This is a genomic window from Streptococcus sp. HMSC073D05 (assembly GCF_001812015.1).
Classification (GTDB): domain Bacteria; phylum Bacillota; class Bacilli; order Lactobacillales; family Streptococcaceae; genus Streptococcus; species Streptococcus parasanguinis_D.
Genome location: NZ_KV807498.1, coordinates 1 through 23,977, shown reverse-complemented (window position 1 = coordinate 23,977; position 23,977 = coordinate 1). Strand labels below are relative to the sequence as shown.

Here is a 23,977-nt window from a genome sequence, read left to right as displayed (position 1 = left end):
AAACTCAATCGTTTTTTTCTTATTCTGAAGGTACCGTAGGTGTCACACTGCTCGACTCTGTAGCTGCAGGAGCAACTGGTGTCACTGGTGCAACAGAACTTTGAGGCGTCACCACTCCCGTATCCTGGGTCGATGGTACAACTGGTAGTTGGTTAAACTCTTGGTAAACAGGTGCTTCCTCAGATGATGCCGCTGGCGTATCATTTTGAGAAGAAGCATTCTTCAACTCTTCATCTCCATCTAATAGGTAAGCATTGGTTTTCAAAGTTTTGATTTCTTTTAGTCCCAAAGCTTTGCGGATGATATTTTGAATTTTCAAGATATGTTTTGAAGTGACAATCTGATAACTTCCGCCATCTGCTAAGGTAGCATCTTCTCCTTTCAGCTGGTACTGATGAATCGTTGAAAGAGCATCTTTATATCCTAGCAATTGAAGAAGGCTATTACTGTCAAGCGCTATGTTGGTTTGCATATTGTCACTAACAGACTCAATGATTCCTTTGTAGTGACTCAAACTATTGAGGCTTAAAACTTTCTCAACAATCTTTTTGATCACTTCACGTTGGCGTTTTTGACGTCCGTAGTCTCCTTCTGGGTCTTGGTAGCGCATGCGTGAATAAACGAGAGCTTGATCCCCATTAATCTCCTGACGTCCTGGTGCGATCTTAGCCGTATATTCTGGCTCATTTTCCTCGATCGAGATATCGAAGTCAAATGGATTGTTGACCGTGATGCCACCAACCTTATCCACTAATTGAACCAACCCCTTCATATTGATCATGACATAGCGGTCAATATGGATATTCAAAAGATCTTGAATGGTCTTAATGGCTAACTTGGCACCACCTTGAGCATAAGCTGAATTCAATTTTGCTTGGACCGTTTCGCCATCTGAAGTAATATTGGTTAGGATATCTCTTTCCAAGCTCGTCATGGTTGTTTCTTTTGTTTGAGGATTGACAGTCACCAAAATCATGGTATCACTATTTCCGGCCCAAGGATCTTCCCGAGAACCGCTACCTGTATCAACCCCCATCAAAAGGATGGTCATCGGCTTGTTTTCTGCAATAACATTGGTCTCATTCCCAAAGCCTTTATAGGTCTTACTGAGAGTCCCAGTCGTTTGGTTTAGGATGGTAAGGCCATAGGCCCCAATCCCAATCACTGTTACCGTCAATAAGCTCAAAAACATCAAAATAATTTTTTTAACCATATAGAATCTCTCTCTAATCTATCAGTTTCCCCATAAGGTAAACATCTAAGAATTCTCCTTCAGCTGAACAAGCTCCACGAGCTTGGCAACCTTCGATCTCAAAACCTAACTTTTTATACAGGTGAACCGCTCGTTCATTGCGCACTTGGACATTCAAGACTAGTTTCCTAAGAACACCGGTCGAGTGCGCCCACTCGATTGCTTCTTCCAACAAGATCTGTCCAAGTCCTTGATTCCAATAAGCTTTTCGAACCACAATAAAGACATCTCCAATATGCTGAACAGACCGTTGAGAAGCCGCAGTGATATTTAACAAAGCTGCCAGTTCCTGATCTAGAAATAGCAAGAGGCAAATCCGGTTATCCGCCATCTCTTGCACCATTAGAAAATGCTCCATATCTGCTGGAGACATGCCAATCCCAGCTTCATCTAGCGTCATGTAGTCTGACTCTTTCCCAACTTGATTTAAGAAATCAACGACAAGAGCCGCGTCTGCACTTTCAGCTTGTCGAATTTCTAATGTCACTTCCTTTTCCTTAGTCATCGGTTTTTTCCACCTGCTCAAAGGATGCTAACAAAGCTTCTGCACGCGCTCCATGAGCTTCAAAAGCTAACTCTCGACCATCTTCTAATTTTCGGATAAAAATTTTTAGATAAGCATCCGAGAGACTCGGCTCAATCAGCTCTCCCCATTCAATAATGGTAGCACCATCTCCAAATAGAAAATCATTTAAATCAATAGAATCTGGATCATTCCCAATCCGGTAAACATCCAAATGGTATAAAGGCAAGCGACCTTCGTATTCACGAACAATGGTATAGGTCGGGCTTTTAATCATCTGATCAATCCCTAACCCCTTTGCAATTCCCTTGGTAAAGGTCGTTTTTCCTGCCCCTAGATCACCTGATAAGATGATCACGTCTTGCTTTTCTATGAGTTTTCCTAGCTGTTTTCCTAGAGCGATCAGCTCCGTTTCATTGTGACTAATCATTTCTCTATTATACCAAACTTTTTAAAAATCTGCTCTTTCTTTTAGAAATTGTTCCACTCCGGTTGGTTTTTTATAGATAGACAAACTATTTTAAAGTAATATAAGTTAAGTGATTCTGCAAAAAAATAAATTTGAGTTCCAATTTTTAAATCGATTTAAGAAAATACTAAAACTTTCCGCTGTGAGAAAAGTGCCTGAAACCACTCAGTTTCAGGCACTCGGAATTATTGAGACCTTAGGCTCAATAATTAGTCATGGAACTTCGAAGAAGTTCGCTGACGTCCGTACTCACCTAAGGAATGTTTTTAGTATAACTTTGTCTTCAATCTGAAAAGAATGGGAAACCACTCCCATTCCTTTTAAATCTTTCCCTGATAACTAATTCAAGGCCATGCTCACGTAGTTTAAAATAAAGAGAACATCTAAAATCCAAATCATGCTGTGCACTTCTTTGGCTTGTCCTTTAACCACTTTCACCAAGCTATAGGTGATAAATCCAGCAGCGATCCCTTGTGTAATCGAGTAGCTGAATCCCATAAAGATAGAGGTGAAGAAGGCAGGAACTGCTTCTGACATATCTTCCCAATGGATATTTTTCAAGCCACTCAACATCATGATTCCAACAACAATCAAAATTGGAGCTGTAGCAGCGGTCGGTACAATCGCCAATAAAGGACTAAAGAGACTTGAAATAGCAAAACAGATCGCAACAACCAAGGCTGTCAAACCAGTGCGTCCACCAGCTCCAATACCAGCTGCAGATTCAACATAAGTCGTTACGTTTGAAGTTCCTGCAATGGCTCCGACTGAAGTCGCTACAAGGTCTGAATAGAGGGCCTTATCTAATTTCGCTGATTGATGGTTTTCCCCATTTGTCGCAACAATCCCAACTTTTTCGCCCGTACCGATTAAAGTTCCAATTGTATCAAAAATATCAGTCAAGGAGAAGGCTAAGATGGCCATTAAGGTCTCAGGCAAACGAGACGTATTGGAAATCAAAGATCCCAATCCTTTCGATCCCAAAGCTTGACCAAAGATCGTGCCTAAATCATTAAAGGCAGCTCCTAGATGGTTACTTGCAAAGTCAATTTTAGTGATATCAACAACATGGATGAGAATTCCAAGCACAGTCGTTACTAAGATAGAAAGGATAATCCCTCCCTTAATCCCTTTGACAACAAAGAAAATAGTAATCGCAAGACCAACAAGAGCCAAGAGGACAGCCGGATTGTTAAAATCAACCAATCCAGGAACAGCAGATGCATTGGCTGAGATCGTTGCATTCGCCTTATCTGCTCCTTCTCCGACCACTGTATAGGTATGAGGGTCAATCGTGAATTTTAAAAATCCTGCATTTTTAATCCCAACATAGGCCAAGAAAATCCCGATCCCCGCTGAAATAGCAGAGCGAAGAGCAGTCGGAATCGATTCGATGATCATCTTCCGAACTTTTGTCAATGTGATAATCAATGAAATCACACCACAAATGAAGACCATTCCCAAAGCTTCCTGCCATGAGTAGCCCATACCAAATACAACGGTAAAGGTAAAGAAGGCATTCAAGCCCATTCCTGGTGCTTGTGCATACGGTAAATTGGCATAAAAAGCCATCATCAAGGTTCCGACAACAGATCCAATAATCGTTGCAAGGAAGACCCCTTGAGCTGGCATACCTGTTTGTGACAACATTTGCGGATTTACGAAGAGGATATAACTCATCGCAAAAAAGGTTGTCAAACCAGCAAGAACCTCTGTTCGAACAGTGGTTCCATGTTCTGAAAGTTTAAAAAACTTATCCATTTCAGAATAAACTCCTTTTTCATCATTCTCGCTCCCAATCAATTTGCGAACGTTATTTCTATTTTACCAAAAGATCTTTCGCCTTTCAAGAAATCCTACTTCTCTTCTCGATTTTTGAGCGCTTTTCCGATTTTTCTGATATAATGGTCTCATTCTTCTCGAAAGGAACTGAAATATGCATAAAAAGATGATCGCTCTGGATCTAGACGGTACCCTCTTAAATTCCGAAAGCAAATTGAGCGACTTTACCATTGATACGATTAAAAAAATTAGTGCTCTAGGACACAAAGTGATTATTACAACAGGACGTCCCTACCGTATGGCGCATACCTACTACAAACAACTAGAGCTCAATACTCCGATGATCAATTTTAACGGCTCCCTTACGCATCTACCTGAGAAAAAATGGGCAGATGAACAATGTTTGACTTTAGATAAAAAATACCTGTTAGATATGGTCGCTAACCGAGACACTATCCAAGCGGACTTTATAGCAGGCGAATACCGCAATAAATTCTTTATTACCGATCCAAATGAGCACGTTGCAGACCCTAAATTATTCGGTATTGAATCTTTCCAACCAGAAAATCAATTCAATCCCGAGCGGGTAACGAGCGACCCAAACTGTATCCTCTTTCAAACGAAAGCGGAAGACAAATATGCTCTGGCAGATGAAATGAATCGTCATTATGACTACAATCTGTCTATCAATACTTGGGGTGGTCCCTTAAATATTCTGGAATGCAATCCAAAAAATGTGACCAAAGCTTCTGCTCTGAACTACCTTCTGGATAAACTCAATATGGATCAGAAGGATTTGATTGCCTTTGGAGACGAGCACAACGATACCGACATGCTAGCTCTCGCTGGTCATGGATACGCCATGAAAAATGCCAGCTCCGTCCTTCTCCCTTATGCAGACTCCGTCACAGATTTCACGAATAACGAAGATGGTGTCGCGCGTCAACTCATTCAATTATTCTTATAAAACTAACAGACATGAGTTATCCCCTCATGTCTTTTTCTGCGCCAAATCCTTAATCGGTTAATCAATACCCCCCTTTTTTTCCATTTTTTTCATTGCCTCGTCATCTGGTTTGTGATATTATTAACATAATTATTAAAGAAGCGTTTTCAAAAATTCTAAACCGCTTCTCGTTCACTTAAGGAGGAACAAAATGAAAGCTGTTGTTGTAAATCCAGAAGGTACTGGTGTTGAAATCGTTGCAAACAAAGACATGCGTCCACTTGAAACAGGGGAAGCACTTATTCAAATCGAATACTGTGGTGTCTGCCACACTGACTTGCACGTTGCTCACGGGGACTTCGGTAAAGTTCCAGGCCGTGTTCTTGGACACGAAGGAATCGGTATTGTTAAAGAAATTGCTCCAGATGTCAAGAGCCTAAAAGTTGGGGATCGTGTCAGTGTCGCATGGTTCTTCGAAGGATGTGGAACTTGTGAATACTGTACAACTGGTCGCGAAACTCTTTGCCGTACTGTAAAAAATGCTGGTTACTCTGTTGATGGAGGAATGGCTGAACAATGTATCGTTACTGCAGATTACGCAGTGAAAGTACCTGAAGGATTAGATCCAGCCCAAGCTTCTTCTATTACGTGTGCAGGTGTTACCACTTACAAAGCCATCAAAGAAGCCAAAGCTGAACCAGGACAATGGATCGTTATCTATGGAGCTGGTGGACTTGGAAACTTGGCTGTTCAATATGCTAAGAAAGTCTTCAATGCACATGTCATCGCTGTCGATATCAACAATGATAAACTAGAATTGGCGAAAGAAGTTGGTGCAGACTTTGTCATCAACGGTCGCGAAGTCGAAGATGTCCCAGGATTGATCAAAGAAAAAACAAATGGTGGAGCTCACTCTGCTGTCGTAACAGCTGTTTCTAAAGTAGCTTTCAACCAAGCAGTAGATTCTGTTCGTGCAGGTGGCCGCGTGGTCGCAGTTGGTCTTCCTTCTGAAATGATGGACCTCAGCATTGTGAAAACTGTATTAGATGGTATCCAAGTCATTGGTTCTCTTGTAGGAACTCGTAAAGACTTGGAAGAAGCTTTCCAATTTGGTGCAGAAGGCTTGGTAGTCCCTGTCGTTCAAAAACGTCCAGTAGAAGATGCTGTCAAAGTATTTGACGAAATGGAAGCCGGAACCATTCAAGGACGTATGGTACTTGATTTTACAAACTAAACAACTGAACCTACAGGACTAGCCCAACTGGGCTAGTCTTTTTGAGTGCTCTCAATCACTCTATTTTACAATTTATTATATATTTATTTCTGTTTTCGAGAATATCGTTTGATTCTTGGAATCTTTTCATTGAGAACAAAATCCTATAAAACATATCTATTATTGATTTTTTAAGCATCAACAAGTAATAAACAAAATTCATTCAAGAGCATTCTTTTTCTATCTAACGATAATTTAACATAATAAATCAATGTTTTTACATCGAGATTTTGATAGAAAAATTGACTTAAGTGTGGAAACGATTTATAATAAAGTAGCTTAAAGTTTTCTTAAACTGAAAGTCAAACAAATTTTATAAGGAGGAATGTCAATAATGAGTATTGGTATCATTATTGCTAGCCACGGTGAATTTGCAGCTGGAATCCACCAATCTGGCTCGATGATCTTTGGGGATCAAGAGAAAGTTCAAGTGGTTACGTTCATGCCAAGTGAAGGCCCGGATGATCTCTATGCTAAATTTAATGCAGCTGTTGCCGCATTTGATGCAGAAGATGAAGTCTTGGTTTTGGCTGACCTTTGGAGTGGTTCTCCATTTAACCAAGCAAGTCGCGTCATGGGAGAAAATCCAGATCGTAAATTTGCGATCATTACAGGATTAAACCTTCCGATGTTGATTCAAGCTTATACAGAACGTTTGATGGATGCAAATGCCGGCGTTGATCAAGTCGCTGCAAACATCATCAAGGAAGCAAAAGACGGTGTCAAAGCCCTTCCAGAAGAATTGAATCCTGTTGAAGAAGCTAGTACTGCCGCTGCTGCTCCTGTAGCCCAAGCTGCTATTCCAGAAGGAACAGTTATCGGAGATGGAAAACTCAAGATTAACCTTGCCCGCTTAGATACACGTCTTCTTCATGGACAAGTCGCAACTGCTTGGACACCTGATTCAAAAGCCGATCGGATCATTGTTGCTTCAGATTCTGTTGCTAAAGATGAACTCCGTAAGGAATTGATCAAACAAGCGGCACCAAATGGTGTGAAAGCAAACGTTGTCCCAATTCAAAAATTGATCGACGTTGCAAAAGATCCACGTTTTGGAAATACCCATGCTTTGATCTTATTTGAAACACCTCAAGATGCTCTTCGCGCCATCGAAGGTGGTGTTCCGATTAAAACCTTGAACGTTGGTTCAATGGCCCACTCAACTGGTAAAACCATGGTGAACAATGTGTTATCAATGGATAAAGATGATGTGGCTACATTTGAAAAAATGCGTGATCTTGGAGTAGAATTTGACGTCCGTAAAGTGCCAAATGACTCTAAGAAAGATTTGTTTGACTTAATTAACAAAGCTAACGTTCAATAATCGATTACTTACGAAAGGATTTTAAACATGTCTATTATTTCTATGGTATTAGTGGTCGTTGTTGCCTTCTTAGCAGGTCTTGAAGGTATCCTTGACCAATTCCAATTCCACCAACCCCTTGTTGCTTGTACCTTAATCGGTTTGGTAACAGGTAATTTGACTGCTGGCATTATGCTTGGTGGTTCACTTCAATTTATTGCACTTGGCTGGGCAAACATTGGTGCCGCAGTTGCACCCGATGCTGCCCTTGCATCTGTCGCTGCTGCCATCATCATGGTACTTGGGGGAGACTTCAGTACAAAAGGAATCGCTGTTGCTCAAGGTGTCGCTATTCCACTTGCAGTTGCTGGTCTTTTCTTGACCATGATCGTCCGTACCCTTTCCGTTGGTTTGGTTCACACTGCCGACGCTGCTGCTAGAAAAGGGGATATCAAAGGTGTAGAACGCGCTCACTTTGTGGCCCTTCTTCTTCAAGGTCTTCGTATCGCCATTCCTGCAGCCCTCTTGTTGATGATTCCTGCTGAAACTGTCAAAACTGCTCTTGAACAAATGCCAAAATGGCTCTCTGATGGAATGCAAATCGGTGGTGGTATGGTTGTAGCCGTTGGTTATGCCATGGTTATCAACATGATGGCGAGCCGTGAAGTATGGCCATTCTTTGCCATCGGTTTTGCTCTTGCAGCTGTTAGCCAATTGACCTTGATCGCCCTTGGAGCAATTGGTGTTGCCCTTGCCTTGATCTACCTTACTCTTTCTAAGAAAGGTGGCAATGGAGGTGGCGGTGCCTCTACTTCTAACGATCCAATTGGCGACATTCTCGAAGACTATTAAGAAAGGTGTGACACTATCATGACTGAAAAATTACAATTATCAAAATCAGATCGTCAAAAAGTTTGGTGGCGTTCAACCTTCTTGCAAGGTTCTTGGAACTATGAACGGATGCAAAACTTGGGTTGGGCATACTCATTGATCCCAGCTATCAAAAAACTTTACACGAAGAAAGAAGACCAAGCAGCTGCTCTTGAACGTCACATGGAATTCTTCAACACTCACCCATACGTTGCCGCTCCTATCATCGGGGTAACACTTGCTCTTGAAGAAGAAAGAGCAAACGGTGCTGCGATTGACGATGCTGCCATCCAAGGGGTTAAAATTGGTATGATGGGTCCTTTGGCGGGTATCGGAGATCCAGTCTTCTGGTTTACAGTACGTCCTATCCTTGGTGCCCTTGGTGCATCACTTGCTGCGTCTGGTAACATCCTTGGCCCACTCATCTTCTTTATCGCATGGAATGCGATTCGTATGGCCTTCTTGTGGTACACGCAAGAACTTGGATACAAAGCAGGTTCTGAAATTACCAAAGATATGTCTGGTGGGATCTTGCAAGACATCACCAAGGGAGCTTCTATCCTTGGGATGTTCATCCTCGCTGTCTTGGTAGAACGTTGGGTATCTATTAAATTCATCTTTAATGTTTCTTCTGTCAAATTAGACGACAAAGCTTATATCCACTGGGATAAACTTCCTGAAGGATACAAGGGTATCCAAGAAGCCTTCGCTCAAGTTGGTTCAGGCCTATCTCAAACACCTGAAAAAGTTACAACTTTCCAACAAAACTTGGATTCATTGATTCCTGGTTTGATGGGATTGCTTCTTACTTTCGCTTGTATGTGGTTGCTTAAGAAGAAAGTATCTCCAATCACTATCATCATCGCCCTCTTTGTAATCGGTGTCTTGGCACACGTTGCTGGCTTGATGTAAGCAAAGATCAACAAAAAAGAAGGTTTCGGCCTTCTTTTTATTATGATATAATGAAGTGAACAGCAATACAGGAGGATCTCATGGCTCAATCATTGAATAAAACCGTTGAATTCCATACTACAGGGGTTTCTTACCTTGGAGTGGGGGGAAAGGTTGGAAAAATCCTAGTCGGGAATGCCGCTTTTGAATTTTATGCGGATGCTAATGTTGAAGACTACATCCAAATTCCCTGGCAAGAAATCGAGCGAATCGGAGCCAATGTATCCGGACGTAAAATTAGCCGCCATTTTGAAATCTATACCAGAGAATCAAAATTTCTCTTTGCTTCAAAAGACTCTGGAAAAATTTTAAAGATTGCTCGGGAACATCTGGGAAATGATAAAATTGTCAAACTTCCTACGTTGATCCAAATCATCACGGCTAAAATTAAAAATCTATTTGCAAAATAGGATCTTTTCTTGTATAATAGACGCAAACGGATAAGTAAGTTAAGAGGTTCTTTCAGAAAGTCTGCGGTTGCTGCGAGCAGATAGAAATCTTAATTGAAATTCTACCGTTTCTTTAAAATACAATATCGAATCAAGTGCACACCTGTGAAGTTGGATGGAACCGTGGCTCTGCCACTCCAACACTCTGACAGGTGTGTTTTTTGTTAAAGGAGAAGCTATGTTAGATATTAAACGGATTCGTACAGACTTTGATGCGGTTGCTAAAAAATTGGCAACACGTGGCGTAGATGCAGCTATTTTGAATGAAATGAAAGAAATCGATGCTAAACGTCGAGATATCTTAGTCAAAGTAGAAAATCTCAAAGCAGAGCGTAACACTGTATCTGCTGAAATCGCACAAGCTAAACGCAACAAAGAAAATGCAGATGATAAGATTGCTGCCATGCAAACCCTCTCTGCTGAGGTCAAAGCATTGGATACAGAATTGGCTGAAATCGATGCAAAATTGACTGAATTCACCACTACCCTTCCAAACATCCCTGCTGACAGTGTCCCTGTTGGAGCAGATGAGGATGACAACGTTGAGGTTCGCCGTTGGGGAACACCGCGCGAATTTGGCTTTGAACCAAAAGCTCACTGGGATTTAGGTGAAGACCTTGATATCCTTGACTGGGAACGTGGGGCTAAAGTTACTGGTGCTCGTTTCCTCTTCTACAAAGGACTTGGAGCTCGCTTAGAACGCGCTATCTACAACTTCATGTTGGACGAACATGGTAAGGAAGGCTACACTGAAGTCATTCCTCCTTACATGGTCAACCATGATTCTATGTTTGGTACTGGTCAGTATCCAAAATTCAAGGAAGATACTTTTGAACTTAGCGATACCAATTATGTCCTCATTCCAACAGCTGAAGTTCCTTTGACGAACTACTACCGCGATGAAATTCTTGATGGGAAAGATCTTCCAATCTACTTCACCGCTATGAGTCCATCTTTCCGTTCAGAAGCTGGTTCAGCTGGTCGTGATACTCGTGGATTGATCCGTTTGCACCAATTCCATAAGGTTGAAATGGTGAAATTTGCTAAACCAGAAGAATCATATGATGAATTGGAAAAAATGGTTGTCAATGCTGAAAATATCCTTCAAAAACTGAACCTTCCATACCGTGTAGTAGCTCTCTCGACAGGAGACATGGGCTTCTCAGCTGCCAAGACTTATGACTTGGAAGTATGGATTCCAGCGCAAAACACCTACCGTGAAATCTCAAGCTGTTCCAATACAGAAGATTTCCAAGCCCGCCGTGCGCAAATCCGCTACCGTGATGAAGCAGATGGCAAGGTAAAACTCCTTCACACTTTGAACGGTTCTGGATTGGCAGTCGGACGTACCGTCGCTGCTATTCTTGAAAACTACCAAAACGAAGACGGTTCTGTGACCATTCCAGAAGTCCTTCGCCCATACATGGGTGGCGCAGAAGTCATCGCACCAAAATAAAGTTTAAAAAAACTGAGTCTTGCAAATTGCAAGCTCAGTTTTTTAATATTTACGAAAACGTTGGTAGCGTTTCTCCAGAAGATCTTCGAGAGGTAAGGCTTGTAAAACCTTTAACTCTTCCTGTAATTCCTTCTTCACTTGAGCCAGTAGTTCTCCATTTGAAAATCCATGCTCGGGAATCACCTTATCGACAATTTCCATATTTAATAATTCGTGAGAAGTAATCTTCATCAACTCTGCTGCTTCCATGGCACGACTTCCATCTTTCCAAAGAATAGAGGCGAAACCTTCTGGACTCAAGACTGCATAGATGGAGTTCTCAAGCATCCAAACCTTATCTGCTACAGCAAGAGCTAAGGCACCACCAGAACCACCTTCTCCGATGATAATCGCGATAATTGGAACTTTTAAATCACTCATTTCCATGAGGTTACGAGCAATGGCTTCCCCTTGTCCTCGTTCTTCAGCACCAACACCAGGATAAGCACCCGCTGTATTGATAAAGGTCACAACTGGACGGCCAAATTTCTCTGCTTGCTTCATGAGGCGCAAAGCTTTTCGATAGCCTTCTGGATGGGGTTGCCCAAAATTACGTTTTAGATTATCTTGAAGATTTTTTCCTTTTTGGATTCCAACGACTGTAACCGTTTGATCGCCTAAGCGTCCAATCCCACCAATCACCGCACCATCATCACGGAAGTTTCGATCTCCATGTAATTCGATAAAATCATCAAAAATTCCTTGAGCAAAATCAAGCGCAGTCAATCTTCCTTGGTCACGTGCCTCTTTAATAATCTGTGTTATTTTACTCATGTTTACCTCCATGAAGGGCCAATAATTGTCCAACTGTTGCTCGGATTTGGCTTCTCTCCACGATCAAGTCTACAAATCCATGTTCTTGTAGAAATTCTGCTTTTTGGAAATCATCTGGCAATTTTTCACGCACAGTTGATTCGATCACGCGCCGACCGGCAAAACCAACCAAGGCCTGACTCTCTGCCATGATAATATCACCTTCCATAGCAAATGAGGCTGTCACCCCACCAGTTGTTGGATCGGTCAATACCGTCAAATAGAATAATTTTTCTTTAGAATGACGTTGAACAGCTGCAGAAATTTTCGCCATTTGCATCAAACTCACGATTCCTTCTTGCATCCGAGCGCCACCGGAAGCGGTAAAGAGAACAACTGGCAATTTTTCTTTTGTCGCAAATTCAAATAAACGAGTAATTTTTTCGCCTACCACAGAACCCATTGAAGCCATGATAAAGTTGGAATCCATGATCCCAAGCGCAACTTCTTGCCCTTTAATCAAGGCAGTTCCAGTCAGGACAGCTTCATCCAATCCTGTCATTTCCCGCACTGCTGCTAGTTTCTTCTTATAATTTGGGAAATTCAAAGGATCTGTCGTTTCGATTCCTGTAAACATTTCTTCAAAGCTAGCTGGATCCACTGTCAGCGCCAAGCGTTCTTTAGCAGAAATACGGAAGGTATAGCCACAATTCGGGCAGACACGCTCACTACCTAAATCCTTTTGGTAAATGGTATGTTTACAACCTGGGCATTGTGAAAATAGTTCATCAGGAACTTCAGGTTTTGGCTGAGGCTCCTTCCAGGCTGACCTATTCGGATTGATCCGAATATATTTATCTTTTTTAGAAAATAATGCCATTACTTACTCCTTATAATATGCTACAGTATCTGAAGCATTACTATAAAAGCCTGAAACTGTGAAGATGATGTTCATACTTCCCTCACAAGTCCAGGCTTTTTCATCATTCCTTATTATAATTTGGAAGGAATTGTTCCATCAAAAATGCAGTGTCATAATCACCAGCGATCACATGTGAATCTGAAATCAAATCCAACTGGAAACTACTATTGGTTGTGACACCATCGATTTCCAACTCATAAAGAGCTCGCTGCATTTTCATCAGTGCATCAAAGCGATTTTCCCCATGGACAATGATCTTAGCAATCATACTATCATAGTATGGTGGAATCGTATAACCAGGATACACAGCAGAATCCACACGCAGGCCAACCCCACCACTTGGAAGATAGAGATTAGTAATCTTACCTGGGCTTGGTGCAAAGTTAAAGGAAGGATTTTCCGCATTAATCCGGCATTCAATCGCATGGCCTTTAATGACAATATCCTCTTGAGTAACGGATAATTCTTGGCCAGCTGCGATTTTAATCTGTTCCTTAACGATATCAACTCCTGTTACAAATTCTGTGACAGGATGCTCTACTTGCACTCGAGTATTCATTTCCATAAAGTAGAACTCACCCTTGCCTTCATCATACAAGAATTCAATCGTTCCAGCATTCTCGTAACCAACTGACTCAGCTGCACGAACAGCTGCAGAACCAATACGATTACGAAGAGTTTTTCCGATAGCAATTGAAGGGGATTCTTCTAGAACTTTTTGATTGTTCCGTTGGAGAGAACAATCGCGTTCACCTAAGTGAATGACATGTCCATGCTGATCCGCTAAAATCTGTACTTCAATGTGGCGTGCTGGATAAATCACCCGCTCCATATACATGGCACCATTCCCAAAAGCAGCTTGAGCTTCTGAGGAAGCAGATTCAAAAGCAGCAACCAAATCTTCTGGTTTTTCAACCTTCCGAATTCCTTTACCACCGCCTCCTGCAGATGCTTTCAACATCACAGGGTAACCAATGCGCTCTGCAATTTCGAGGGCTTCTTCAGCTGTATAAACTTCACCATCTGATCCAGGAATAACAGGTACTCCTGCTTTGATCATCTGTTTACGAGCATTAATCTTATCCCCCATCATATCCATGACTTTAGCAGAAGGGCCGATAAATTTAATACCAACTTCCTCACACATGGTTGCAAATTTTGAGTTTTCACTTAAAAATCCAAAACCAGGGTGAATAGCTTCTGCACCTGTTAAAACAGCTGCAGACAAGACAGCACTCATATTCAAATAAGATTCTGTTGATTTAGCAGGTCCAATACAGACTGCTTCATCCGCTAGTAAGGTATGCAAGGCTTCTTTATCAGCAGTAGAATACACCGCAACCGTCTCGATGCCAAGTTCACGAGCCGCACGAATAATGCGCACTGCAATCTCACCACGATTGGCGATTAAGATCTTACGAAACATAGATAGACCTTTCTTAATTTCCAATTGCAAAAGTAAGTGTTCCTGAAGCTGCAAGCTTACCGTCTACCTCTGCTTTCGCTTCAACAACAGCAATTGTTCCACGACGTTTGACAAAAGTAGCTGTCATCACCAGTTGATCTCCTGGAACGACTTGTTTTTTAAACTTCACCTTGTCCATCCCTGCATAAAAGACTAATTTCCCTTTATTTTCAGGTTTTGACAACTCTAGTACACCTGCTGTTTGTGCCAAAGCTTCCATGATGAGAACACCTGGCATAACAGGATATTGTGGAAAATGTCCATTAAAAAACGGTTCATTAATTGTCACGTTTTTGATGGCAACAATCGTATCTTCGCTTGTTTCTAAAACGCGATCCACCAAAAGCATTGGGTAACGATGCGGCAAAGCCTCACGAATAGCATTAATATCAATTGTCATTTGATTCGAACCAATCCTTTTCCAAATTCAACCATTTCTTCATTCATTACCAAAATTTCAGTGACTACCCCATCTTTAGGTGCTGGGACTTCATTCATCACTTTCATGGCTTCGATAATCAAGAGTGTTTGACCCTTAGTGACCTTATCTCCTACAGATACAAAGGCCGGTTTATCCGGAGCTGGTGACAAGTAAGCCACCCCAACCAATGGACTTTCAACCACATCACCTTCGGCCTCTTGAGCTGGAGCAGCAACTGGTTCAGCTGCTACAGCTGGAGTTGCTGGTGCTTCAACAACAGGGGCTACGACAGGAGCTTGAGGTGTTGCTACCACTTCAACTGCAGGAGCTACCGGTGTAGTCGCAACTGAAGTCGTTTGATTTTTACTCAAATTCAATTCTTCGCCATTATTTTTATATGAGAATTCACGCAAAGTTGACGCATCAAATTGAGCCAACAAATCTTTGATTTCAGAAATATTCATGAATTAACCCTCCCAACGTTTAAAGGCTAGAACAGCATTGTGTCCTCCAAAACCAAAGGTATTTGAGATAGCGTACTGAATATCCGCTTCTTGCCCTTCACCATAAACAACGTTTGCTTCGATATAGTCAGACAATTCTTTAGTACCAGCCGTTTTTGGTACAAAGCTGTGACGAATCGCTTCGATGGTAGCAATCGCTTCAACTGCACCAGCGGCACCAAGCAAGTGTCCTGTAAATGATTTAGTAGATGATACAGGAACTTCTTTACCAAGTACAGAAACAATAGCTCCGCTTTCACCTTTCTCATTGGCAGGTGTAGATGTACCATGAGCATTGACATAATCGACGTCTTCAGGCTTAATACCAGCTTCATTGATCGCTAATTTAATTGCTTTGGCCGCACCTGAACCATCTGGTGTCGGTGTTGTCATATGGTAGGCATCACAGTTTGAACCATAACCAACAATCTCAGCCAAAATGTTAGCACCACGTTTTTGGGCATGTTCCAAACTTTCGATGACAAGAACCCCTGAACCTTCCCCCATCACAAAACCATTACGGTCTTTGTCAAATGGAATAGATGAACGTTCTGGGTCTTCCGTTGTTGAAAGGGCCGTAAGGGCATTGAAACCACCGATACCAATCTTAGTAATCGAAGCTTCAGCACCACCTGCCAAAACAACATCATGCATACCAAATTTAATTTCACGGAAAGCTTCACCAATTGCATCATTGGCAGAAGCACAAGCAGTTGTCACGGATTTACATACCCCTTGAGCCCCAATCTTAAGTGCGATGTTTCCAGCACCCATGTTTGAAAGAGCTTTCGGAATAAACATGGGTTGGATTCTCTTCATCCCACGTTCATGCATCCGGATAATTTGGTCTTCCAATTCTTGCAAACCACCGATACCAGATGATACAATCACACCTACACGATCGCGGTCTTCTTCTTCCATATTCAAGCCTGAATTTTCAATAGCTTCCATCGCAGCATAGATTGCATACAATGAGTACGTATCCATACGATTTTGATCTTTTTTCACAAAATATTTATCGAATGGGAAATCTTGAATTTCACCAGCATTAAAGACTGGAATTTCGGAAGCATCAAATTTCGTAATGGGCTTGATTCCAATTTTTCCTTCATGAAGGCTATTCCAGAACTCCTCTGGTGTATTTCCGATTGGTGAGGTTACACCGTAACCTGTAACAACAACACGATTTGTAGACATATATATTCTCCTTTTGTCGGATGGATATTTAAGTAAGTGATTTTCGATCAGTGAGCATTCATTATTGCATAGTCATTCCGCCATCAATGGCAATTGTTTGACCTGTTAAATATTCTTGACCTGCCAAGAAAGCCGCAACTTCTGCCACTTCTTCAGCTTGACCAATTCGTTTCATTGGCACTTGAGCTAGCATGGCATCTTTCATTTTCTCTGGAATAGCGTCTGTCATATCCGATTCAATAAAACCAGGTGCAATGGCATTCACACGAACGCCACGGGCCGCAACTTCACGCGCTACTGATTTGGTAAAACCAATCAAACCAGCTTTTGAAGCCGCGTAGTTCGCTTGACCAATATTCCCCATTAGACCAACAACAGAGGACATGTTGATAATGGCACCTTGACGAGCCTTAGACATAGGTTTCAAGACAGCTTGTGTCATATTAAAGGCACCGGTCAAGTTGATTTTCAAGACCCGTTCAAAATCTTCTTCAGTCATTTTCAACATCAACTTGTCGTTTGTAATGCCAGCGTTATTGACCAAAACATCAACACTTCCAAGCTTTTCAATTGCTTCAGCTACCATACGTTGAGCATCTTCGCCATTAGAAATATCCCCAGAAATACCAACAACAGTCACACCATAGTCAGCAAACTGCGCAAGCAAGTCCTCAGAAATTTCAGAACGTCCATTTAGGACAACATTGGCACCGAGACTCGCAAATTTATGAGCCACAGCCAATCCAATTCCTCGTGTTGAACCTGTTACAAAAACATTTTTATTTTTAAGTTCCATCTTTACCTCGTTTTAAGCATTCAGAAGTGCATCTAGACTAGCCTGATCTTCGACGTTATGAGTTGGAAGAGTTTTATCAATTTTCTTCAAGAATCCTGACAAGACTTTTCCAGGTCCGATCTCGATGACTTCATCTACACCAAAGTCTTGAATCGTAGCAATTGAATCATAGAAACGAACCGGTTCTTTTACTTGACGGGCCAACAGTGCTTTCACATCTTCCGACTTCATGATCGTAGCTTCTGTATTCCCAACTAAAGGAAGATCAAAATCATTAAATGATACTTTTTCTAGTTCAGTCGCCAATTTTTGACTAGCAGATTCCAGTAAGGCTGTGTGGAATGGACCTGACACATTCAAAGGGATCAAGCGTTTGGCACCTGCTTCCTGCAATAGTTCCACAGCATAGTCCACAGCCGCAACCTCACCACCAATCACAATTTGTGCTGGCGTATTGTAGTTAGCTGGTGTTACTACACCCTTTTCAGATGCTTGTTGACAAATCTCTTCGATCAAACTTGGATCTGTATTCATAACAGCAACCATTTTCCCACTTCCAGCAGGAGCTGCTGTTTCCATGAATTCACCACGTTTCGCAACCAAAGCTACTGCATCTTCAAACGAAAGAGCTCCAGCCGCAACTAAGGCAGAATATTCCCCCAAAGAGAGGCCGGCAACAATATCAGGAGTGATACCATTTTCTACTAAGAGACGATAAATGGCTACTGACGTTGTCAAAATAGCTGGTTGAGTATAGCGTGTCTGATTCAGTTTTTCTTCGTTAGAATCAATCAATTCACGCAAATCATAGCCTAGAATACGACTAGCCGTATCAAATGTCTCTTTAACAACGGGATAAGCCGCATACAAATCGCTCGCCATGCCCAATTTCTGAGCCCCTTGACCAGCAAATAAGAACGCACGTTTTGTCACTATCCTAATCCTTTCGACGTTTTTAGACGTTTACATCTGCCCAACGAGCAGCCTCTCTTTGAATCACCTTGGCTGCACCATAATAGATATCTTCTAGAATTTCAGCACAAGTTTCTTCCTTGCTCACAAGACCAGCAATTTGGCCTGCCATTACAGATCCATTGTCAACATCTCCATCAACAACGGCATTGCGAAGCGCACCTGCTCCTAATTCTTCAATTTCTTCTTGAGTCTTCTTACCTGCCAAGAAATCTTTTTCAGCTTGGTTATAGGCAGAAGCCAATTTATTCTTGATCGCACGAACAGGGTGTCCAACAACTGATGCTGAAACTACCGTATCAATATCTTTCGCTTTCAAGATTTTATTCTTAAAGTTTTGGTGAGCATTAGATTCTTTAGCAACCACGAAACGAGTTCCCACCTGAACAGCTTCGGCACCTAACATAAAGACAGCTGCAGCACCGGCACCATCAGCGACACCTCCAGCACCAATTACTGGAATAGAAACAACTTCAACCACTTGACGAACCAAGGTCATAGTCGTCAATTTACCAATGTGGCCTCCAGCTTCCATCCCTTCTGCAATCACTGCATCGGCACCTAATTTTTCCATCCGTTTTGCAAGGGCAACAGATGGAACAACAGGAATGACAGTGATCCCTGCTTCATGGAAACGATCCATGTATTTCCCAGGATTTCCAGCACCAGTTGTAACAACTTTTACACCTTCTTCAATCACCAGGTCAACAATGTCATCCGCGAATGGGGACAAAAGCATGATATTTACACCAAAAGGTTTATCTGTAATAGACTTCACTTTATCAATGTTAGCCTTTACAACTTCTTTTGGAGCGTTCCCGCCACCAATGATTCCAAGACCACCGGCATTTGATACTGCTCCAGCCAAGTCACCATCAGCGACCCATGCCATCCCACCTTGGAAGATTGGATATTTAATATTCAATAGTTCAGTAATTCGTGTTTGCATTATACCTACCTCTTTTTTCGCTTAAGTAATAGTTTGAGTTCGAAAGATTGTTTCTTTGAGCCTCAAACTATTACCTAAACAAGAGAGAATATCTTTCGATACTCTCATCTATCATTATTTTGTTTTTTCTTCTACGTAAGCGACAAGATCACCAACTGTAGACAATCCTTCTTCAGTTTCGATTTGGATATCAAAAGCATCTTCGATTTCAGAGATCACTTGGAACAAATCCAATGAATCAGCTTCTAAATCTTCGAATGTAGATTCAAGAGTTACTTCTGATGGTTCTTTACCAAGTTCTTCAACGATAATTTCTTGTACTTTTTCAAATACTGCCATGACAGGCCTCCTTAAAAAATAATATATAAATTTTTAAAATGTGTTTCCACATGTTTAACTAGATTGTAACAAGAAGTGTGCCCCATGTCAAACCTCCACCGAATCCTGTAAGAAGAATTTTTTGACTTCCATCCATCTTGATTCGATGATTCTCGACACACTCTGATAATAGAATGGGGATACTAGCAGCACTAGTGTTCCCATATTCCATCATATTTGCTGGGATCTTCTCTCTAGAGACACCCAGTTTTTTTGACATCTTATCTAACATTCGGTCATTCGCCTGATGTAAAAGAAAATAGTCAATCTCTTCTACTTCCATAGAGGCGTCTGCTATAATCTTTTGAATGCTTTTCGTGACATCACGAACAGCAAAATCAAAAACTGCCCGTCCATCCATCGTCAGATATCTTCGATCGGTAACTTCCTCTGAATAAGGGGAAGACAGACCCACATAGCAAGACTCAAGACTAGCTCCTCGGCTACCATCCGTAAAAAGACTTTCAGCTAAAAACGATTTTTGTTCGCTCGCTTCAAGCAAGACACCGCCAGCTCCATCTCCAAAAAGTACTGAAGTAGAGCGATCTGACCAGTCTAATACTTTTGAAAGCGTCTCACTACCGATCACAATCCCTCGCCGGTACATCCCTGAAGAAATGTATTTTTCAGCAGTGGCTAATGCAAATACAAACCCGCTACATGCTGCAGTCAGGTCAAAAGCAAAGGCTCGAGAAGCTCCAATATTAGCTTGTACTCGGGCTGCAGTCGATGGCATTAAGCTGTCTGGAGTAATCGTAGCCACAACGATAAAATCAATTTCTTCAGCGTCTAAGTTTGCTTTTGCTAATAATCTTTGTGCGACAACTGTTGCAAGATCACTGGTCGTCTCATCTCTTGAAATGTGACGACGAAGAATGCCTGTCCGACTACTGATCCATTCATCACTTGTATCCATAATCTCAGCTAAATCATCATTCGATACGACTTGGTCAGGTACATAATGAGCAACTTGACTAATTTTAGCAAAGACCATTATTTAATTTCCTCCAAGAAACGATACAGATTTTGCAATCCTTTTTGCATCACTTTCTTCTCTTCGGGACTCATATCTCCAATAATCTGGTTGACCATCCGTTTATGGAATTGCTGATGAAGTCGATAAAGTAGACGACCATTCTTTGTTAAACTCAAGTGTACAACCCGGCGATCAACTTCAGATCTTCTTCTTTCGATATACCCTTTGCGCTCAAGATTATTCAAACTTGTCGTGACAGTCCCCAAAGTCACCATCAACTCCCGTGAAATATCACTCGGGGTTGCATTCGGTGTCGAACCAATCACGTCGATCGTATGCATTTCTTTAATAGAAACATCTTTAAATCGACTTGCTCTTAGGCTCGTCTCCTCGATAACCAAAACATTATTAAAGATGGATGTTAAATAGTCATTAACTAATTGGTAATTCAAAACTCCACCTCCTAATTTTACTTTGATAGTCAAATTTTATCAAAAATGAAAATAATTTGCAAGCATTTTTTCATAAAACATAGAAAAAATACAAATTTATTTTCCTTTAAATTGTGGCCGACGCTTTTCAGAGTAGGCAATAACCCCCTCTTTAAAATCTTCTGTAAATGCTAGTTTCTTTTGCAAATTTAATTCAAGATTCGCATATTGGTCCCATTCTTTCAAGAAGGCTTCCCAAACCATTTCTTTCATGGCAGCATAAGAATTTGAAGATCCTCTTCTTAATTTTTTAAGCAATTGATCAACTGTTTTCTCAAGTTTTTCAGATTCACAAACGCGGTAAGCTAGGCCATATTCCGATGCTTTTTCTGCGGTCAAAGCTTCACCAGTCATTACTAAATGAGTAGCCCGAGACATACCAATAGCTTTTCCTAATAAGAATAACCCACCCGCATCTGGTGCTAAACCAACCCCAACAAAGGCTTGAATAAATTTAGTACGATCACTAATAATACAAAAATCAACAGCTACTGCTATGTTGGCCGCCGCTCCTGCGACCGCTCCATCAGCTACCATAATAACCGGCTTAGGTAATTGCTTAATCTTCTTAGAAATAGTATTAACTAATTCAGCAATTAAAACAAGAGACTCAATGTCATCTGCATCGACTGCGCGTTTCATTTCACTCAAATCTCCACCAACTGAAAAGATTTTCCCTTCTGCTGATAGAATAATGAATTTTACTTCCTCATTTTTTTCTGCATCTTCCAAGGCAGCTAAAATTTCCTGACACATTGGAATGTTAAAACCATTGGAAACTTCAGGACGATTTAAAGAAATTGACGCGAGATCGTTTTCAACAGAATACAAAATTGTTTCAAACATCACAGACTCCTTTTATTTAAATATAAAATATTTTGATATTAAAACTTTTTAATTATAACATATCATACCATAAAAAATAAGAATAGTAAAATATATCTATAAGATGTAACAAAATTGTAAAATTTGAATCATGACAATTTCTAGCCTCATAAGATCCACCTATTCTATGCCCTATTTATAAATACATTGTATCAACAACTGAAGTTTGGTATAATGTACTAATGAAACTATTAAGGAGAAAATATGAAAGTAACTAAATTCGGTGGAAGTTCTCTAGCATCAGCTCCACAATTAAAAAAAGTACTTGATATCATTAAAGATGATCCAGAAAGAAGATTTGTAGTTGTATCAGCTCCAGGCAAACGCAACGCTGAAGATACAAAAGTAACAGACGCTCTGATCCGGTATTATAAAGAATTTACTTCAGATAAGGATGTCACACAAACACAACAGTGGATTATTGAACGTTATCGTGCCATTACAGAGGAATTGGGTCTCAAAGATTCTATTATTCAGGAAATTGCTGAAGATATCTATGATTTAACAAATTTACCTAAAAAAGGGAATCCATTTACATACGATGCATTCCTAGCAGCTGGTGAAAATAACAATGCTAAACTCATTGCTGCCTATTTCAATCAAAATGGATTAGAAGCAAGATATATCCATCCAAAAGAAGCAGGAATTACGGTCACTGCAGAACCTTCCAACGCTCGTATTTTACCATCTAGTTACGATAAAATTGAAGAACTAAAAGATTCAAGTGAAGTGATTGTCATTCCAGGTTTCTTTGGTGTTACTCAAGATGGCGACATTTGTACATTTTCTCGTGGTGGATCTGACATTACAGGATCGATCATTGCAGCAGGTGTAAAAGCAGACTTATACGAAAACTTTACAGACGTAAATGGTATCTTTGCAGCACATCCAGGTATTATTAAACACCCACATTCTATTCCCGAATTAACCTACAAAGAAATGCGTGAATTAGCCTATGCTGGTTTTTCAGTCTTGCATGATGAAGCACTCGTTCCAGCATACAGAGGTAAAATTCCATTAGTTATTAAAAATACAAATAATCCAGACCACCCTGGAACCCGCATTGTTTTGGAACATTCAAATGATCATGTGACTGTTGTAGGAATTGCAGGTGATTCAGGATTCGTTAGTATTAACACTACAAAATACCTTATGAACCGTGAAGTCGGTTTTGGTCGAAAAGTCCTTCAAATTTTAGAAGATCTCAATATCAGTTGGGAACATATGCCAACAGGAATCGATGACTTGTCCATCATTTTGCGTTCTCGTGAACTGACTCCAATCAAAGAACAAGAAATTTTAAAACAATTAACGCAAAAGCTCGAAGTTGACACAGCCGAAATTGAACATGATCTTTCCATCATTATGATTGTTGGTGAGAAAATGAAGAGTCAGGTAGGGGTTACTGCCACTGCAGCCAAAGCACTATCAGAGAATGAAGTGAATATTCAAATGATCTCGCAAGGTTCTAGTGAAGTTTCCATCATGTTTGTTGTAAGTAAAGATCAAGAAGAAAAAGCAATTAAAGCCTTATATCAAGCATTTTTCCCAAATAACTAAATAGAGAAAAGCTCCGTTAACTAAACGGAGCTTTAATTAACATTAAAATGAAAAGTAAAAAAAGAGATCAATTACTTGATCTCTTTTATTCTATACTCCGCCAGTAGGACTCGAACCTACGACATCATGATTAACAGTCATGCGCTACTACCAACTGAGCTATGGCGGAATAAAGCTAAGCGACTACCTTATCTCACAGGGGGCAACCCCCAACTACTTCCGGCGTTCTAGGGCTTAACTGCTGTGTTCGGCATGGGTACAGGTGTATCTCCTAGGCTATCGTCACTTAACTCTGAATGATTAAACATTCAAAATTGAACATCTATATTCTAACAAGTTAACCTTTCGTTGTCAATATCTTCTGACTCTTTGGATAAGTCCTCGAGCTATTAGTAT

25 protein-coding genes, 1 tRNA gene and 1 rRNA gene are annotated in these 23,977 nt (G+C 40.9%); 8 read left to right on the top strand and 19 right to left on the bottom strand.

Annotated features, from left to right (window positions below; genetic code table 11):
- Nucleotides 1–19: 19 nt before the first annotated feature.
- From brpA to HMPREF2832_RS07175, 4 genes are all read right to left on the bottom strand, one after another.
- Entirely contained in the window at nt 20–1,213 is a 1,194-nt protein-coding gene (brpA, locus tag HMPREF2832_RS07190; protein ID WP_049472477.1) for a glycopolymer--peptidoglycan transferase LytR, read from the bottom strand.
- Nucleotides 1,214–1,226: 13 nt separating this feature from the next.
- Entirely contained in the window at nt 1,227–1,757 is a 531-nt protein-coding gene (locus HMPREF2832_RS07185; RefSeq protein ID WP_070506149.1) for a GNAT family N-acetyltransferase, read from the bottom strand.
- A complete protein-coding gene (gene tsaE, locus HMPREF2832_RS07180) occupies nt 1,750–2,205 on the bottom strand; it encodes a tRNA (adenosine(37)-N6)-threonylcarbamoyltransferase complex ATPase subunit type 1 TsaE (protein ID WP_070506147.1) in 456 nt (151 codons plus the stop codon). The genes HMPREF2832_RS07185 and tsaE overlap by 8 nt, the downstream gene beginning before the upstream one ends.
- 378 nt (nt 2,206–2,583) lie before the next feature.
- Nucleotides 2,584–4,005, bottom strand: coding sequence for an NCS2 family permease (locus HMPREF2832_RS07175; RefSeq protein WP_003003910.1), 1,422 nt, complete (start codon nt 4,003–4,005; stop codon nt 2,584–2,586).
- A gap of 175 nt (nt 4,006–4,180) precedes the next feature.
- Between HMPREF2832_RS07175 and HMPREF2832_RS07170 the strand changes: the two genes are divergently transcribed.
- From HMPREF2832_RS07170 to serS, 7 genes are all read left to right on the top strand, one after another.
- Nucleotides 4,181–4,993 (top strand): Cof-type HAD-IIB family hydrolase, encoded by an 813-nt coding sequence (locus tag HMPREF2832_RS07170; protein ID WP_070506146.1) that lies wholly within the window; start codon nt 4,181–4,183, stop codon nt 4,991–4,993.
- Between the two features lie 190 nt (nt 4,994–5,183).
- Complete coding sequence (gene adhP / locus HMPREF2832_RS07165) at nt 5,184–6,206, top strand: alcohol dehydrogenase AdhP (RefSeq protein WP_070506144.1); 1,023 nt, start codon at nt 5,184–5,186, stop codon at nt 6,204–6,206.
- Nucleotides 6,207–6,579: 373 nt separating this feature from the next.
- Nucleotides 6,580–7,569, top strand: a complete 990-nt coding sequence (locus tag HMPREF2832_RS07160; RefSeq protein WP_003010431.1) for a PTS sugar transporter subunit IIB — start codon at nt 6,580–6,582, stop codon at nt 7,567–7,569.
- 27 nt (nt 7,570–7,596) lie between these two features.
- Nucleotides 7,597–8,400: a PTS mannose/fructose/sorbose transporter subunit IIC gene (locus HMPREF2832_RS07155; RefSeq protein ID WP_049498151.1), complete on the top strand. Its 804-nt coding sequence runs from the start codon at nt 7,597–7,599 to the stop codon at nt 8,398–8,400.
- 18 nt (nt 8,401–8,418) lie between these two features.
- Nucleotides 8,419–9,330, top strand: coding sequence for a PTS system mannose/fructose/sorbose family transporter subunit IID (locus HMPREF2832_RS07150; protein ID WP_003010435.1), 912 nt, complete (start codon nt 8,419–8,421; stop codon nt 9,328–9,330).
- Between the two features lie 80 nt (nt 9,331–9,410).
- A complete protein-coding gene (locus HMPREF2832_RS07145; protein WP_023920226.1) occupies nt 9,411–9,779 on the top strand; it encodes a DUF956 family protein in 369 nt (122 codons plus the stop codon).
- Nucleotides 9,780–9,996: 217 nt separating this feature from the next.
- Nucleotides 9,997–11,274, top strand: coding sequence for a serine--tRNA ligase (gene serS, locus HMPREF2832_RS07140; protein WP_003018473.1), 1,278 nt, complete (start codon nt 9,997–9,999; stop codon nt 11,272–11,274).
- A gap of 42 nt (nt 11,275–11,316) precedes the next feature.
- Here the strand turns inward: serS and HMPREF2832_RS07135 are convergent, their stop codons facing one another.
- From HMPREF2832_RS07135 to HMPREF2832_RS07075, 13 genes are all read right to left on the bottom strand, one after another.
- Entirely contained in the window at nt 11,317–12,087 is a 771-nt protein-coding gene (locus HMPREF2832_RS07135) for an acetyl-CoA carboxylase carboxyl transferase subunit alpha (RefSeq protein ID WP_049498150.1), read from the bottom strand.
- A complete protein-coding gene (accD, locus tag HMPREF2832_RS07130; RefSeq protein WP_049498149.1) occupies nt 12,080–12,946 on the bottom strand; it encodes an acetyl-CoA carboxylase, carboxyltransferase subunit beta in 867 nt (288 codons plus the stop codon). The genes HMPREF2832_RS07135 and accD overlap by 8 nt, the downstream gene beginning before the upstream one ends.
- Nucleotides 12,947–13,049: 103 nt before the next feature.
- Nucleotides 13,050–14,414: an acetyl-CoA carboxylase biotin carboxylase subunit gene (locus HMPREF2832_RS07125; RefSeq protein ID WP_003018446.1), complete on the bottom strand. Its 1,365-nt coding sequence runs from the start codon at nt 14,412–14,414 to the stop codon at nt 13,050–13,052.
- A 13-nt stretch (nt 14,415–14,427) separates the two neighbouring features.
- A complete protein-coding gene (gene fabZ / locus HMPREF2832_RS07120) occupies nt 14,428–14,853 on the bottom strand; it encodes a 3-hydroxyacyl-ACP dehydratase FabZ (protein ID WP_003004019.1) in 426 nt (141 codons plus the stop codon).
- On the bottom strand, nt 14,850–15,338 hold the full coding sequence (gene accB, locus HMPREF2832_RS07115) for an acetyl-CoA carboxylase biotin carboxyl carrier protein (protein ID WP_061604604.1): 489 nt from the start codon (nt 15,336–15,338) through the stop codon (nt 14,850–14,852). The genes fabZ and accB overlap by 4 nt, the downstream gene beginning before the upstream one ends.
- Before the next feature lie 3 nt (nt 15,339–15,341).
- Nucleotides 15,342–16,574 (bottom strand): beta-ketoacyl-ACP synthase II, encoded by a 1,233-nt coding sequence (gene fabF, locus HMPREF2832_RS07110; RefSeq protein ID WP_014712692.1) that lies wholly within the window; start codon nt 16,572–16,574, stop codon nt 15,342–15,344.
- Between the two features lie 61 nt (nt 16,575–16,635).
- Nucleotides 16,636–17,370, bottom strand: coding sequence for a 3-oxoacyl-[acyl-carrier-protein] reductase (gene fabG, locus HMPREF2832_RS07105; RefSeq protein ID WP_003010456.1), 735 nt, complete (start codon nt 17,368–17,370; stop codon nt 16,636–16,638).
- Between the two features lie 12 nt (nt 17,371–17,382).
- A complete protein-coding gene (gene fabD, locus HMPREF2832_RS07100; protein WP_049498147.1) occupies nt 17,383–18,303 on the bottom strand; it encodes an ACP S-malonyltransferase in 921 nt (306 codons plus the stop codon).
- 22 nt (nt 18,304–18,325) lie between these two features.
- Nucleotides 18,326–19,291, bottom strand: a complete 966-nt coding sequence (gene fabK / locus HMPREF2832_RS07095) for an enoyl-[acyl-carrier-protein] reductase FabK (RefSeq protein ID WP_049498146.1) — start codon at nt 19,289–19,291, stop codon at nt 18,326–18,328.
- Between the two features lie 114 nt (nt 19,292–19,405).
- Nucleotides 19,406–19,630 carry an acyl carrier protein gene (locus HMPREF2832_RS07090; protein WP_003003892.1) on the bottom strand — a complete coding sequence of 75 codons (225 nt, stop codon included), beginning with the start codon at nt 19,628–19,630 and terminating at the stop codon, nt 19,406–19,408.
- 58 nt (nt 19,631–19,688) lie between these two features.
- Complete coding sequence (locus HMPREF2832_RS07085) at nt 19,689–20,663, bottom strand: beta-ketoacyl-ACP synthase III (protein WP_049498145.1); 975 nt, start codon at nt 20,661–20,663, stop codon at nt 19,689–19,691.
- Nucleotides 20,663–21,097: a fatty acid biosynthesis transcriptional regulator FabT gene (locus HMPREF2832_RS07080; protein ID WP_009732277.1), complete on the bottom strand. Its 435-nt coding sequence runs from the start codon at nt 21,095–21,097 to the stop codon at nt 20,663–20,665. The genes HMPREF2832_RS07085 and HMPREF2832_RS07080 overlap by 1 nt, the downstream gene beginning before the upstream one ends.
- A gap of 96 nt (nt 21,098–21,193) precedes the next feature.
- Nucleotides 21,194–21,985, bottom strand: coding sequence for a trans-2-decenoyl-ACP isomerase (locus HMPREF2832_RS07075; RefSeq protein WP_049498144.1), 792 nt, complete (start codon nt 21,983–21,985; stop codon nt 21,194–21,196).
- A 240-nt stretch (nt 21,986–22,225) separates the two neighbouring features.
- Here HMPREF2832_RS07075 and HMPREF2832_RS07070 point away from each other — a divergent pair, with 240 nt between their 5' ends.
- Nucleotides 22,226–23,581 (top strand): aspartate kinase, encoded by a 1,356-nt coding sequence (locus tag HMPREF2832_RS07070; RefSeq protein ID WP_049498143.1) that lies wholly within the window; start codon nt 22,226–22,228, stop codon nt 23,579–23,581.
- Between the two features lie 95 nt (nt 23,582–23,676).
- Here HMPREF2832_RS07070 and HMPREF2832_RS07065 read toward each other — a convergent pair.
- Nucleotides 23,677–23,750, bottom strand: a tRNA-Asn gene (locus tag HMPREF2832_RS07065).
- A 5-nt stretch (nt 23,751–23,755) separates the two neighbouring features.
- A 5S ribosomal RNA gene (gene rrf, locus HMPREF2832_RS07060) occupies nt 23,756–23,871 on the bottom strand.
- Between the last annotated feature and the right edge of the window lie 106 nt (nt 23,872–23,977).

Coding starts and splice junctions, on each gene's coding strand:
- HMPREF2832_RS07160 (WP_003010431.1), top strand. CDS start 6,580: ATGAGTATTGGTATCATTATTGCTAGCCACGGTGAATTTGCAGCTGGA.
- HMPREF2832_RS07145 (WP_023920226.1), top strand. CDS start 9,411: ATGGCTCAATCATTGAATAAAACCGTTGAATTCCATACTACAGGGGTT.
- HMPREF2832_RS07135 (WP_049498150.1), bottom strand. CDS start 12,087: ATGAGTAAAATAACACAGATTATTAAAGAGGCACGTGACCAAGGAAGA.
- adhP (WP_070506144.1), top strand. CDS start 5,184: ATGAAAGCTGTTGTTGTAAATCCAGAAGGTACTGGTGTTGAAATCGTT.
- accD (WP_049498149.1), bottom strand. CDS start 12,946: ATGGCATTATTTTCTAAAAAAGATAAATATATTCGGATCAATCCGAAT.
- brpA (WP_049472477.1), bottom strand. CDS start 1,213: ATGGTTAAAAAAATTATTTTGATGTTTTTGAGCTTATTGACGGTAACA.
- HMPREF2832_RS07150 (WP_003010435.1), top strand. CDS start 8,419: ATGACTGAAAAATTACAATTATCAAAATCAGATCGTCAAAAAGTTTGG.
- fabK (WP_049498146.1), bottom strand. CDS start 19,291: ATGCAAACACGAATTACTGAACTATTGAATATTAAATATCCAATCTTC.
- fabZ (WP_003004019.1), bottom strand. CDS start 14,853: ATGACAATTGATATTAATGCTATTCGTGAGGCTTTGCCGCATCGTTAC.
- HMPREF2832_RS07090 (WP_003003892.1), bottom strand. CDS start 19,630: ATGGCAGTATTTGAAAAAGTACAAGAAATTATCGTTGAAGAACTTGGT.
- HMPREF2832_RS07170 (WP_070506146.1), top strand. CDS start 4,181: ATGCATAAAAAGATGATCGCTCTGGATCTAGACGGTACCCTCTTAAAT.
- fabF (WP_014712692.1), bottom strand. CDS start 16,574: ATGTCTACAAATCGTGTTGTTGTTACAGGTTACGGTGTAACCTCACCA.
- fabG (WP_003010456.1), bottom strand. CDS start 17,370: ATGGAACTTAAAAATAAAAATGTTTTTGTAACAGGTTCAACACGAGGA.
- HMPREF2832_RS07070 (WP_049498143.1), top strand. CDS start 22,226: ATGAAAGTAACTAAATTCGGTGGAAGTTCTCTAGCATCAGCTCCACAA.
- HMPREF2832_RS07125 (WP_003018446.1), bottom strand. CDS start 14,414: ATGTTTCGTAAGATCTTAATCGCCAATCGTGGTGAGATTGCAGTGCGC.
- HMPREF2832_RS07155 (WP_049498151.1), top strand. CDS start 7,597: ATGTCTATTATTTCTATGGTATTAGTGGTCGTTGTTGCCTTCTTAGCA.
- HMPREF2832_RS07085 (WP_049498145.1), bottom strand. CDS start 20,663: ATGGTCTTTGCTAAAATTAGTCAAGTTGCTCATTATGTACCTGACCAA.
- accB (WP_061604604.1), bottom strand. CDS start 15,338: ATGAATATTTCTGAAATCAAAGATTTGTTGGCTCAATTTGATGCGTCA.
- tsaE (WP_070506147.1), bottom strand. CDS start 2,205: ATGATTAGTCACAATGAAACGGAGCTGATCGCTCTAGGAAAACAGCTA.
- serS (WP_003018473.1), top strand. CDS start 9,997: ATGTTAGATATTAAACGGATTCGTACAGACTTTGATGCGGTTGCTAAA.
- HMPREF2832_RS07185 (WP_070506149.1), bottom strand. CDS start 1,757: ATGACTAAGGAAAAGGAAGTGACATTAGAAATTCGACAAGCTGAAAGT.
- HMPREF2832_RS07175 (WP_003003910.1), bottom strand. CDS start 4,005: ATGGATAAGTTTTTTAAACTTTCAGAACATGGAACCACTGTTCGAACA.